The following is a 12989-nucleotide window of genomic DNA, read 5'->3' on the forward strand; positions in this document are numbered from 1 at the left end:
CCCTGTCACCCGGCAGGGTGAGGCAGAAATCAGAGGCCTTCGAATAATTCTTGTAGTTGTCGTTGCCCCGGCGCAGGCTTCCAGCTTGGCCGTTTATCCTTGTCGATCAGCAGGGCGCGAACGCCCTCAAGCAGGTCACCGCGCTCGAACCATTGCGCTGCCAGGTGAAGCTCCATGGCAAAGCAGCTTTCCAGGCTCAGTTGCCGCCCGAAAACCAGCATTTCTCGAGTCACTGCCATAGCCAGTGGGGACCGCTGTGCCATTTCATCGGCCGTGCGCAGTGCCCATTCTCGGCTATCCGCCACATTGACCTGCTGGAGTTGCTCAATGATGCTGGGCACCTCAGGCTGGTTGAAGAAGTGATCGATGGCCGGGCGCAGACGGTCCAATGAGGGATTCGGCAGCACCTGCAGCCCCAGCTTGGCCAGAATGTTTTGCACATCTCTGAGGGGCATGGCAGACCATTGCACCTGGTCCAGCCTTTGTTCAAATTGCTCCAGCCGGTCGTGCTCCACAAAAAAGTCTGCTAGCCCGCAGTACAGCGCATCGGCGGCCTGTATGCGTGCTCCAGTGATACCGAGATACAACCCAATGGCGCCTGGCAGCCGAGACAGGAAATAGCTGGCGCCTACGTCCGGAAAGAAGCCTATAGCCGTTTCCGGCATGCCCAGGCGGCTGCGTTCAGTGACGATCCGAAGCTCTGCCGCTTGGGCCAGGCCCATTCCGCCGCCCAGGGTGAAACCGTCCATCAAGGCTACCACTGGCTTGCGATATTGGTGCAAGGCTAGATCCAGCTGATACTCCTCGACGAAGAAGGCCTCGTGCAACGTATCGTGCCGCTGATAGCTCTCGCACAAGGCACGCACATCGCCACCTGCACAGAAGCCTTTTTCTCCTGCACCACGCAGCACTACCACATGGACATTCGGATCCTCGGCCCACTCGGCCAGGCGCCTGCTAAGTACGCGTACCATGTCCAGTGTGAGCGCGTTGACGCCTGAAGGGCGGTTTAACGTGAGGTAGCCAACGTGGTTGCGCACCTCGCTTAAAACCGATGGGCTACCCGTAATGGCCTCCTGGCCTTGAGCGTAAACAGCCTGTGCAGACATTCGCAAAGTCCCTGCTTGTTGTTTGGGGGCAAGCCCGCCGAGATACTGAGTGCTGGGATGGGGGCATCCTGACAGGCACCCCAGCGCGCTTCAACGGGCATCCGTGCAGCACAGGCCTGCGTTTTTGCGCCCGGGCTAGCCACCTGTTTCAGACCGGATCCTATTCCTTTCGTTCAGCCCCTGCCACGGTGTCAGGGCTCAAGCCTGCTCAAGGGGAACCTTTGACGGCGGATCGCCCATGGGCGGGCTTCCCGCAGGCGTATCAGGGTCGCCTACAGGTTCGCCTGAAGGAAGCGGCGGCTCATCGATATTAGGGTCTGGTATATCCAGCGGTTCAGGCAAGGGCAGGGACATTTTGAGCGCCTCTTCATTGGGTCGTACGTATCCAGCTCTCAGCTTAGCCTATAAGGGTTGGCCACCCTAAGGCAGATGAGGGATGAACAGCGCTTGAACTTTCAACCGAGGGTAGCTCTCCGAATTCAAAGGTCACGGCCGGCCGCTTCGGCAATGGTCATCAGTACAAAAGACGCCCACAAGTTAAATGGAGCAAACACGCGATGACGGTGGAACAAACCTTTGAAACCGGCCAAGGGGCCCCCCATGGCGAACCTGCAGAGCACCGTTTGAGTGTTTCACAGGCCGTGGCCATACCGCGTATCGCCATCGAAGATGTGAGCCCGGTACTAGACGGGGGTGCCTGGCCGGTCAAGTCCCTGCCAGGCCGTGTGCATACCGTAGACGCCAAAGTATTTACCGATGGGCACGATAAGCTGGCTGTGCGGCTGCGCTGGCATAAGCTAGGCAGCGACCAGTGGCATGGCACGCCGATGAAAGACATGGGCAATGACAGTTGGCAAGCTCAGCTCAGTTTTGATGAAGTGGCGCGACACAGTTTTATGATCGAAGCCTGGCGTGACGACTTCGCCACTTACCGCTATGAGCTGGAAAAAAAGTACGGTGCGGGCGTAAACGTGGAACTGGAACTCGAAGAGGGCCGCCTTCATGTGGCCGAGGCCATTTCCCGCAGCGAGGGTGAAGTACGCAACCGTTTGCAGGCAGTGCATGACCGCTTTGGTCAACTGGACTTGGACCAGCGCGTGGGCCTTATGCTGGAGCCGGCTACTGCACACGCCATGAGCGAGGCCGACAGCCAGCCTTTCCTGAGTCGCAGCCCTGAATACCCTGTGGAGGTGGAGCGCAAGCTCGCAGAGTTCGCCAGCTGGTATGAACTGTTCCCACGCTCCATCACGAACGACCCTACCCGCCATGGCACGTTCAATGACGTCCACAGCCGCCTGCCCATGGTGCGCGACATGGGCTTCGATGTGCTGTACTTCACGCCCATACACCCTATTGGCCGTGCGCACCGTAAAGGCCGTAACAACTCGTTGGACGCCGGCCCAGATGATGTGGGTAGCCCTTACGCCATCGGCAGCCCTGACGGCGGCCATGAGGCGATTCACCCGCAACTGGGTACCCGTGAGGATTTCCGCAACTTGGTAAAAGCGGCAGCAGACCATGGCCTTGAGATCGCCTTGGACTTTGCTATTCAATGCTCCCAGGATCACCCCTGGCTGCAGCAGCATCCCGGGTGGTTCTCGTGGCGCCCTGACGGCACCATCCGCTACGCGGAAAACCCCCCAAAAAAGTACCAGGACATCGTTAACGTCGACTTTTATGCCAAGGACGCAGTGCCGGCTCTGTGGCAGGAACTCTGCGAAGTGATCTGGGGCTGGGTGCAGGAAGGGGTCAAGATATTCCGGGTAGACAACCCTCACACCAAGCCACTGCCGTTCTGGCAGTGGATGATTGAAGAAATTCGCAGCCGCGACCCAGATGTCATGTTCCTGGCAGAAGCGTTCACCAAGCCTGCAATGATGGCGCGCCTGGGCAAGGTGGGTTATAGCCAGAGCTACACCTATTTCACTTGGCGCAACACTAAAGCCGAGCTGCAGCAGTACTTCACGGAACTCAACCAGCCACCATGGTCGTTGTGCTACCGCCCCAATTTCTTCGTAAATACGCCGGACATCAACCCAACGTTCCTGCATGAAAGCGGCCGCCCAGGGTTTTTGATTCGCGCCGCGCTGGCCACCATGGGTTCAGGGCTGTGGGGAATGTATTCGGGCTTCGAGATCTGCGAAGCAGCGCCTATTCCAGGAAAGGAAGAATACCTGGACTCGGAAAAGTACGAGATTCGTGTGCGTGATTTCACCCAGCCAGGCAACATCATTGCCGAAATTGCCCAGCTCAACCGTATTCGCCGTCAGAACCCAGCGTTGCAAACGCACTTGGGTACGTCGTTCTACAATGCGTTCAACGACAACATTCTGTATTTCGGCAAGCGCACCCCCGACAACGAGAACTTCATTCTGGTGGCGATCAACCTCGACCCCTATAACACGCAAGAGGCTCAATTCGAGCTGCCCTTGTGGGAGCTTGGGCTTGACGACCATGCGACGGTGAATGGTGAAGACCTGATGACTGGCCACCGCTGGACCTGGCACGGCAAAACCCAAAGGACCCGCCTGGAGCCACACATGCCCTTTGGCATCTGGCGCCTTGAAAAGATCGCTGTCTGACAGGTACGTATAAATGGCCAAGAAAGCACCCGAAGCGTTTCTGAATGACCCGCTCTGGTACAAGGATGCGGTTATCTACCAGGTGCACGTGAAGTCCTTTCACGACTCTAATAATGACGGCATAGGGGACTTTCCTGGCCTGATCGCCAAGCTCGACTATATTGCCGAATTGGGCGTGAATACTATCTGGTTGCTGCCGTTCTACCCATCGCCGCGGCGAGACGATGGGTACGACATTTCCGAATACAAGGCCGTGCACCCCGACTACGGCACCATGGCGGACGTACGCCGGTTTATTGCCGAAGCGCATCGGCGAGGCTTGCGGATCATCACCGAGCTGGTGATCAATCACACTTCAGACCAGCACCCCTGGTTCCAGCGGGCGCGCAAGGCGAAGAAGGGGTCCCGTGCGCGTGACTTTTACGTATGGTCTGATGACGATACCCGTTACGACCAGACTCGAATCATTTTCCTGGATACGGAAAAATCCAACTGGACCTGGGACCCCGTGGCAGGGCAGTACTTCTGGCACCGGTTTTATTCCCACCAGCCGGATCTTAATTTCGACAACCCGCAGGTGATGAAAGCGGTACTCGATGTGATGCGTTACTGGCTGGACATGGGTATAGACGGGCTGCGCCTGGATGCCATTCCCTACCTTATTGAGCGCGATGGCACCAATAACGAAAACCTGCCCGAAACCCATAATGTGCTCAAGGCCATCCGTGCCGAGATCGATGCCAATTACCCCGACCGCATGCTGTTGGCTGAAGCCAACCAGTGGCCGGAGGACACCCAGCTCTACTTCGGCGATCGCAAGGGTGACCATGGCGACGAATGCCATATGGCCTTTCACTTTCCTTTGATGCCGCGCATGTACATGGCATTGGCGCAGGAAGACCGCTTTCCTATTACGGATATCCTGCGCCAGACGCCGGACATCCCGCCCAACTGCCAATGGGCAATCTTCCTGCGCAATCACGATGAACTCACCTTAGAGATGGTGACCGACCGTGAGCGTGATTACCTCTGGAACCACTACGCCGCAGACCGCCGCGCCCGTATCAATCTGGGTATTCGTCGGCGCCTGGCGCCCCTTCTGGAGCGAGACCGCCGCCGCATCGAACTGCTGAACAGCTTGCTTCTGTCCATGCCAGGCACACCTACCCTGTATTACGGGGATGAAATCGGCATGGGCGACAATATCTACCTGGGCGATCGCGACGGCGTACGCACGCCGATGCAGTGGTCTGTAGATCGCAACGGTGGTTTCTCGCGCGCCAACCCTGCCAGCCTGGTGCTTCCGCCCATTCAGGACCCGCTGTATGGGTACCAGGCCGTGAACGTGGAAACCCAGGCCAGCGACCCGCATTCACTGCTCAATTTCACCCGCAGGCTGCTGGCCGTGCGCAAGCAGCAGCAAGCCTTTGGCCGCGGCAGTTTGAAAATGCTTACCCCTAGCAACCGCCGTATTCTGGCGTACTTGCGTGAATACACCGATGGCAGCGGGAAGACTGAACAGGTGTTGTGCGTAGCCAACGTGTCACGTGCCGCCCAAGCTGCAGAGCTGGACCTGTCGCAATATGCAGGCATGGTGCCCGTAGAAATGCTAGGTGGCAGCGCATTTCCACCTATTGGGCAATTGCCGTTCCTGCTGACCTTGCCACCCTATGCATTTTACTGGTTCCTGCTGGCACCTGAAAATCAGATGCCCAGCTGGCACGTGGAGGCTGCACAACCTATGCCCGATTTTGAAACCCTGGTATTGAAAAAACGAATGGATGAACTGCTGGAAGAGCAGGCGCGGCACACCCTTGAACAGAGCACCTTGGTTCAATACTTGCCGAAACGCCGCTGGTTCGCTGGGAAGGGCAGCGCCATAGACAGTGTTCGCCTGGCCTATGGCGTACGTTTCAGCGCCTTGCCCAACCCTGTGTTGTTCAGCGAGATTGAGGTCACCAGCGAAGGTAACGTCAGCCGTTATCAGTTTCCGTTCGGGTTCCTCCCTGAAGAGCAAGCCTCCAGTGCGTTGCCTCAACAACTGGCCCTGTCGCGTCTGCGCCGCAACAACCGCGTCGGGCTTTTAACCGACGCTTTCGTGCTGGAGAGCTTCATCCGAGCAGTGGTCAAAGCCTTGAGTGCGGATACTGTATTGCCATGTGGCGAAGGCGACCTGCACTTCACGCACACCGCACACATGGACGCCCTGGCGCTTCCCGAAGAGCCAACCATTCGCTATTTGTCGGCAGAGCAGTCCAATAGTTCGGTAGTGATCGACGGCAGGGTCGTGCTTAAAATGATTCGTAAAGTGAGTGGGGGCATCCACCCAGAGTTGGAGATGGGCGCCTTCCTTACCGCTACCGGTTACCAGAACATCTCGCCCTTGATGGGCTCGGTGGTTCGCAAGGACGACACCGGTACACCGCACTTGCTCATGATCGCGCAGGGCTACCTGAACAATCAGGGCGACGCCTGGGAGTGGACTCAAAACAACTTGGAGCGTGCAGTACGAGACGAACTGGATGCTACTCGTTCGGAGCAGGCACAGCATTACAACGCTTTGGAAGAACTCAAAGCCTTTGCGGCCATGTTGGGGCAGCGCCTGGGCGAGATGCACGTAGCGTTGGCCGGTAATACGGATAACTCAGACTTCGCTGCCAGGCCCAGTGATGAAAAAGATGCAGCAGCATGGAGCAAAAGCATCAAAGCACAGGTCGAACGCGCGTTGTACCTGTTAGAACAGCACAAGGACAGCTTCACGGATGACGCCTTACCTAAAGTGGACGATTTGCTGGGCCGCCGCGATGCGCTGCTTGCGCAAGTGGATAGCCTTGCCCAGCGCGCTGTCGGCGGCTTGGTAATGCGTGTGCATGGCGACCTTCACCTGGGCCAGGTATTGGTCGTACAGGGGGATGCCTACCTGATCGACTTCGAAGGCGAGCCTGCCCGGCCGCTTGAAGAGCGCCGTGGCAAGTACAGCCCCTACAAAGACGTCAGCGGCGTGTTGCGTTCGTTTGACTACGCTGCTGCCATGGCGGTGCGTAGCGCACAGGCTGTGGACAGCTCAAGTGAAGCTACCGAGGCTCGCCAACGCGTTGCCGCCCGCTACCTCACCGAAGCCTGCCAGGCCTTTGTCCACGCCTATGGCGCTGCAAGTGTCTCTCTGGCCCACGCCTGGAAACACGCTGAGGGCGAGCGCGCCGCACTTCAATTGTTCAGCCTGGAAAAGGCTGCTTACGAAATCGCATATGAAGCCGAGAATCGCCCGAGCTGGCTTGCCGTGCCATTGCACGGCCTGTTCGGGCTGCTGGCTACCAACGGAGATACTGCATGAATGCGCAACACGGACAGGGCCACGGCCTAAGCGTATTTCCGCCAGAAGCGGACATACAGGCGCTGGTACGCGCGGAGCATCGCGACCCCTTCGCTGTGTTGGGCCCCCACTGGCAGGGCGACCACGGCCGTGTAGTACGCGCCTACCTGCCCCATGCCATGCGTGTGGAGCTTGTAGGGGAGCACGACGAGGCGCCTCGGGTATCGCTGGAAGAGCATACCTCGGTGCCAGGGTTCTTCGCTGGCCAGCTTCAGGGTAACGAAGGCTATCGCTTGAAGATCCAATGGGCCACGGGTGTACAAGTGTGCCACGACCCCTACAGCTTTGATCAGCAGCTGGGCGAGATGGACCTTTACCTGTTTGCTGAAGGTAACCACCGTAACCTGAGCGATGCCATGGGGTCGCAGGTTATCAATGTAAACGGCGTGGAAGGGGTAAGGTTTTCGGTATGGGCGCCTAACGCACGTCGCGTCTCTGTAGTCGGCCATTTCAACGGCTGGGACGGCCGTCGTCACCCTATGCGCCAGCGTCATCCCAGTGGCGTATGGGAGCTTTTCATCCCTGCGCTAGGTGAAGGCGAAGTCTATAAATATGAAGTATTAGGCCAGCACGGCGTACTGCCACTCAAGGCTGACCCTCTGGCACGGTGGACTGAACTTCCCCCGGCAACCGGTTCGCGTGTAGCGACCCGTCTGCGCCATGAATGGAATGACCAGGCTTGGATGAGCGGCCGCCAATCGCAGGCAGGGCTGGACAAGCCACTGTCCATCTATGAGCTTCATGCCGGGTCCTGGATGGTGGAAACCAATGAAGCCGGTGAAGTCAGCCGCCAATACCGCTGGGGGGAGCTGGCCGAGCGCCTGATTCCTTACGTGCAGCAGTTGGGGTTCACCCACATCGAGCTGATGCCCATCATGGAGCACCCGTTTGGTGGCTCGTGGGGTTACCAGTTGCTGTCACAGTTTGCCCCTTCGGCACGCTATGGCGAACCTGATGAGTTGGCTGCCTTCGTCGATGCCTGCCACCAGGCCAATATAGGCGTGATCCTGGACTGGGTGCCTGCGCATTTCCCTACCGATGAACATGGCTTGGCACGCTTCGACGGCACCGCACTGTACGAGTATGACGACCCGCGTGAAGGCTTCCACCAGGATTGGAACACGCTGATCTACAACCTGGGCCGCACCGAAGTACACGGGTTCATGATTGCTTCGGCCCTTCACTGGCTCAAGCACTACCACATCGACGGCCTGCGGGTGGATGCTGTCGCCTCGATGCTCTATCGGGATTACTCGCGCAAGCATGATGAATGGGTACCGAACCGGTTCGGCGGGCGTGAGAACCTCGAAGCCATCGCTTTTCTGCGCCACTTGAATGATGTGGTCGCCAGTGAAACGCCTGGTGCCATGGTCATTGCAGAGGAATCCACTTCCTGGCCTGGTGTGAGTGCGCCCACTCAGGAAGGAGGCCTAGGGTTCTCCTACAAGTGGAACATGGGTTGGATGCACGACACCCTGCACTACATGGAAAACGATCCGATTCATCGCCAGCACCACCATAGCGAACTGAGCTTTGGGTTGGTATACGCGTGGTCAGAGCGCTTCGTACTGCCGATTTCCCATGATGAAGTTGTTCACGGCAAGCATTCGCTGATAGACAAGATGCCTGGGGACCGGTGGCAGAAATTTGCCAACCTGCGTGCCTACCTGGCGTTTATGTGGACGCATCCTGGCAAGAAGCTGTTGTTCATGGGCTGTGAGTTCGGGCAGTTCCGCGAGTGGAACCATGACCATCAGTTGGACTGGTACCTGACGCAGTATTCCGAGCATAGGGGTGTGCAGCAGGCGGTCAGCGACCTGAACCGCTTGTACCGTGCGGAGCCTGCACTTCACGAGCAGGACTGTGTGCCAGAAGGCTTCCGATGGGTTATTGGCGATGACACGGCCAATAGCGTATATGCCTACTTGCGATTGAGCCGAAAAGGGGAGCCGCTGCTAGTGGTCGCCAACTTTACCCCCGTGCCGCGTGAAGGCTACCGCATCGGTGTACCCGAGGCTGGCTTATGGGAAGAGGCATTCAACAGTGATGCTGAAACCTATGGCGGTTCCAATGTAGGTAATGGCGGTGGGGTAATGGCAGAGGATATCGAAAGCCATGGCCAGCCTCAGTCCCTAAGCCTGAAGCTCCCGCCTTTGGGCGTACTTATCCTTCAGCCACAAGCCTCTAAGTTGGCGCGGTCGGCGGCAGAGTAACCCTTGACGCCCAGGGCTTGTCTGTAACGGACAGCCCTGGGCGTTCTTTTCGATTAAAGGTGAACTTCAACCGCCAACGGCAGGTGGTCGGACAGGTGCGTCCAGGGTTTGGTGCCTAGAATACGTGGGTCATGGCTGGTGGCATTGCGCAGGTAGATGCGGTCCAGGCTTAAAAGTGGGAAACGCGCTGGGTAGGTTTTCGGTAGCTTGCCTAAGTTGTGCTCAAAGGCCTCATGCAAGTCCCCATAACGGCTGAGGGTGACATTACCTTTGAGCTGCCAGTCGTTGAAATCTCCGGCAATGATCACAGGGGCATGGGCGGGGATAGCGTCCAGTAACTGACGCAATAGCTGCAACTGCTGCTGGCGATGGTGCTCCATCAATGAGAGGTGCACGCAGACTGCGTGCACGCCGTCTTCATGGCCAGGTACCTGCAACACACAGTGAAGGAAGCCTCGGCGTTCCGGGCCTGTGATGGAAACGTCCAGGTTGCGGTAGTGCAAGATGGGGTACTTGGACAGCAACGCATTGCCGTGGTGGCCGTCCGGGTAGACCGCATTACGGCCATAGGCGTATTCAGGCCACATACTGTCAGCCAGAAACTCGTATTGGGACATCTGCGGCCAATTGGCAAACCGTGAAGCGTGGCGGTCATGGCCACCCAGTACTTCCTGCAGGAAAACGATGTCTGCACCCGTGCTGCGTACCGCTTCGCGAAGTTCGGGGAGGATAAAGCGACGGTTAAACGCAGTGAAGCCTTTGTGGGTGTTTACCGTTAGCACTTGGATACGGTGAACATCCCGGTCGCGCTCTGCGCCCGCACCCAGGTGGCTGGCACCTTCGTCTGGTTCAGCGTGCACGGTGGCTCCTTAAAACTAAAACAGTCACAGCTTAAGACTAGGCTTTAAGGAGGCAGTTCCGGGTAGGTAAGAGAGGGTCAGGAGAGGGCAGAAGCGAGGCCTGCGAACGTACTCAATAGGTTCACAGGCCTTGGTCGCTTACTCTTCTTTTTCGTGGTGGGCTTCAAACAACAGGAAGGAACGGCCGGTCACCATGAACTCGCTGCCGAAGTCGATAGGCTCGTTCTCGCGCAGGTCTGGCCGATTGGTATCGACCAAGCAGTTCCAATGCTTGCCCTGTGGCACCTCAGGCAACTTGAAGTTGACGACATCGTGGTGAGCGTTCACTACGATAAACAGCGTGGCGTCATCACCGCGTTTCCGAATCCCCGTTGGCTGCGCACGGCCGTCCAACAACATACCCAAGGCGCGGCCATGAGCTTCGCCCCATTGTTCCGGGGTCATTTCATTGCCCTGAGGGTCCAGCCAGGTCACATCCTTCACACCCAGTTCTTCATTGTAGGTGCCGACAAGGAAACGATTGCGACGAAGCATGGGGTAGGTGGCGCGCAACTTGGTCAAACGGCGAACGAACTTGAGCAGCGCTGCGCCATCTTCGTCCAGGTCCCAGTTGATCCAGCCGATTTCGCTGTCCTGGCAATACGCATTGTTATTGCCGCCTTGGGTACGGGCAAATTCATCGCCCGCCACGATCATGGGTGTGCCTTGAGAGAACAGCAAGGTCGCAAAGAAGTTACGCATTTGACGCAAGCGCAGCTCGACGATCTCGCGATCATCGGTCTCGCCCTCTACGCCATGGTTCCAGGACATGTTGTTACTGCTGCCGTCCTGGTTGTTTTCGTCGTTGGCCTCGTTATGCTTCTCGTTGTAAGACACCAGGTCTTTCATCGTGAAGCCGTCGTGGGCGGTGATGAAGTTCACAGAGCTGAAGGGGCGGCGGCCACGGTGGTTGAACAGTTCGCCGGAACCGGTCATGTGGGAGGCAAAGTCTGCCAGCTTGCCGTCGTCGCCTTTCCAGAACGCACGTACGGTGTCGCGGAACTTGTCGTTCCATTCGGCCCAGCCTGGGGCAAAGTGGCCAACCTGGTAGCCACCCGGGCCGCAATCCCACGGTTCGGCAATCAGTTTCACTGAGCGAAGTACCGGGTCCTGGCGGCAGGCCACCAGGAAGCTGTGGCGTTCGCTGAAGCCATCGTGGTAGCGCCCAAGGATGGTTGCCAGGTCGAAGCGGAAGCCGTCGACATGCATTTCACTGGCCCAGTAGCGCAGCGAATCCGTCACCATCTGCAAAACGCAAGGGTGGCTGAGGTCCAGGGTGTTACCGGTGCCTGAATCGTTGATGTAGAAACGCTTGTCATCCGGCATCAGGCGATAGTAAGAGGCGTTGTCGATACCGCGCATGGAGAGGGTAGGGCCACGCTCGTTGCCTTCAGCGGTGTGGTTGTACACCACGTCCAGAATCACTTCCAGGCCAGCTTCATGCAGGTGCGCGACCATTTCCTTGAACTCGGCAATCTTGCCGCTGGCCAGGTACTTGGCATGTGGCGCAAAGAACGCAATGGAGTTGTAGCCCCAATAGTTATTCAAGCCTTTTTCCAGCAAGTGCTGGTCATTCAAGAAGCCATGAATGGGCAGCAACTCGACAGAGGTCACACCCAGCTTCTTGAGGTGGTCAAGCACATCAGGGTTACCCATGCCGGCAAAGGTGCCTCGTACCGATTCGGCTACCGAAGGGTGGCGCATGGTCAGGCCACGGACGTGGGTTTCGTAGAACACTGTTTTGTCCCAAGGTACCCGTACAGGCTGGTCCTGGCCCCAGGTGTAAGCGGGGTCGATCACTTTGCACTTGGGCACGAAGGGGGCACTGTCACGCTCGTCGAAGCTCAGGTCGTCGTCTGGGTGGCCAATGGTATAGCCGAACAGGGCTTCGGACCATTTCAACTCGCCGACCAGCTGCTTGGCATAGGGGTCGATCAGCAGCTTGTTATGGTTGAAGCGGTGCCCGTTCTTGGGGTCATAGGGGCCGTAGACGCGATAGCCATAGATCATGCCGGGGTGCGCATCAGGCAAGTAGCCGTGATACACCTCATCGGTGTATTCGGGCAGCTCTATCTTGGCCACCTCATGCTCGCCTGTGGAGTCAAAGATGCACAGTTCAACCTTGGTAGCATTGGCTGAGAACAAGGCAAAGTTAACGCCTAATCCATCCCAGGTAGCACCCAGTGGGAAGGGCAGGCCTTCGCGGATGCGTGAGGCATCGATTGGCGACTCTGGCGTGTTAGCGGCCGCCTCAGCGGGTTCGGATTTGTTTTGCCGGCTCATGGGGAGTCCTTCACGTTTGAAACGCTAGAAAAAAAAGTAATGTCGAGGCGGCTTGACCGCTGCATGCGAAAGGCCCGGATAGCCGCAGGAAGCGGCCTGGAATCTATCGCTGTAGCGCCCGGCAGTGGCCTGCCGGGCGGGTCTTGCTCAGCTGGCCGCAGGTTTTTTCGCAGCCCGTGGTTTCTTCTCGGCGGAGGCTGCCTTTGGCGCTGCCTTGGCAGCGGCTTTTGGGGCAGGTTTTGCTGCATCAGCAGGCTTGCTAGCCGCAGCCTTGCCGGTCGCAGGCTTAGCAGCGGCCTTTGGCTTGGCTGCACTGGCAGCAGCTTTAGGTGCCGCTTCTACTGTGCCCTCATCCTGGGGCTTTTTTGGAGCTTTGCGCGGCAGTTTGGCAGGCGCCTTGTCCTCGGCTTCGGCCAACTTGCGTGCCATTTCCCAATGCCGTGAGGCATGGCCGTCGGGGCGCCCTTCGGACTCCCAGATGTAGTAAGCAAACTCTTCAACGCGTTTATCACTAACACTCATAGCCATGC

At 57.9% G+C, this 12989-nt stretch carries 7 protein-coding genes; 3 read left to right on the top strand and 4 right to left on the bottom strand.

Going from position 1 to position 12989, the window contains the following annotated elements:
* Positions 1–29: 29 nt before the first annotated feature.
* Entirely contained in the window at positions 30–1109 is a 1080-nt protein-coding gene (locus HBH25_RS12790) for an enoyl-CoA hydratase/isomerase family protein (RefSeq protein WP_168084294.1), read from the bottom strand.
* Between the two features lie 557 nt (positions 1110–1666).
* Between HBH25_RS12790 and HBH25_RS12795 the strand changes: the two genes are divergently transcribed.
* Genes HBH25_RS12795 through glgB form a run of 3 tightly spaced genes read left to right on the top strand, consistent with a single transcriptional unit; the run spans position 1667 to position 9277 of the window.
* Positions 1667–3691, top strand: coding sequence for an alpha-1,4-glucan--maltose-1-phosphate maltosyltransferase (locus HBH25_RS12795; RefSeq protein WP_168084295.1), 2025 nt, complete (start codon positions 1667–1669; stop codon positions 3689–3691).
* A gap of 13 nt (positions 3692–3704) precedes the next feature.
* Complete coding sequence (treS, locus tag HBH25_RS12800) at positions 3705–7025, top strand: maltose alpha-D-glucosyltransferase (RefSeq protein ID WP_168084296.1); 3321 nt, start codon at positions 3705–3707, stop codon at positions 7023–7025.
* On the top strand, positions 7022–9277 hold the full coding sequence (glgB, locus tag HBH25_RS12805; RefSeq protein ID WP_168084297.1) for a 1,4-alpha-glucan branching protein GlgB: 2256 nt from the start codon (positions 7022–7024) through the stop codon (positions 9275–9277). The genes treS and glgB overlap by 4 nt, the downstream gene beginning before the upstream one ends.
* Positions 9278–9330: 53 nt before the next feature.
* Here glgB and HBH25_RS12810 read toward each other — a convergent pair whose 3' ends face one another.
* The 3 genes from HBH25_RS12810 to HBH25_RS12820 form a co-directional block, all read right to left on the bottom strand.
* Entirely contained in the window at positions 9331–10104 is a 774-nt protein-coding gene (locus HBH25_RS12810; protein ID WP_168084330.1) for an endonuclease/exonuclease/phosphatase family protein, read from the bottom strand.
* 171 nt (positions 10105–10275) lie between these two features.
* Positions 10276–12459 (bottom strand): glycogen debranching protein GlgX, encoded by a 2184-nt coding sequence (gene glgX, locus HBH25_RS12815; protein WP_168084298.1) that lies wholly within the window; start codon positions 12457–12459, stop codon positions 10276–10278.
* Positions 12460–12606: 147 nt separating this feature from the next.
* Entirely contained in the window at positions 12607–12981 is a 375-nt protein-coding gene (locus tag HBH25_RS12820; protein ID WP_168084299.1) for a DUF2934 domain-containing protein, read from the bottom strand.
* Positions 12982–12989 lie beyond the last annotated feature (8 nt).

It is taken from the genome of Pseudomonas quercus, from assembly GCF_012033695.1.
GTDB classification, from domain to species: domain Bacteria; phylum Pseudomonadota; class Gammaproteobacteria; order Pseudomonadales; family Pseudomonadaceae; genus Aquipseudomonas; species Aquipseudomonas quercus.

Excerpts from the sequence above, each read along its gene's own strand:
- HBH25_RS12795 (WP_168084295.1), top strand. The coding sequence starts at position 1,667 with ATGACGGTGGAACAAACCTTTGAAACCGGCCAAGGGGCCCCCCATGGC.
- glgB (WP_168084297.1), top strand. The coding sequence starts at position 7,022 with ATGAATGCGCAACACGGACAGGGCCACGGCCTAAGCGTATTTCCGCCA.
- treS (WP_168084296.1), top strand. The coding sequence starts at position 3,705 with ATGGCCAAGAAAGCACCCGAAGCGTTTCTGAATGACCCGCTCTGGTAC.
- glgX (WP_168084298.1), bottom strand. The coding sequence starts at position 12,459 with ATGAGCCGGCAAAACAAATCCGAACCCGCTGAGGCGGCCGCTAACACG.
- HBH25_RS12790 (WP_168084294.1), bottom strand. The coding sequence starts at position 1,109 with ATGTCTGCACAGGCTGTTTACGCTCAAGGCCAGGAGGCCATTACGGGT.
- HBH25_RS12820 (WP_168084299.1), bottom strand. The coding sequence starts at position 12,981 with ATGAGTGTTAGTGATAAACGCGTTGAAGAGTTTGCTTACTACATCTGG.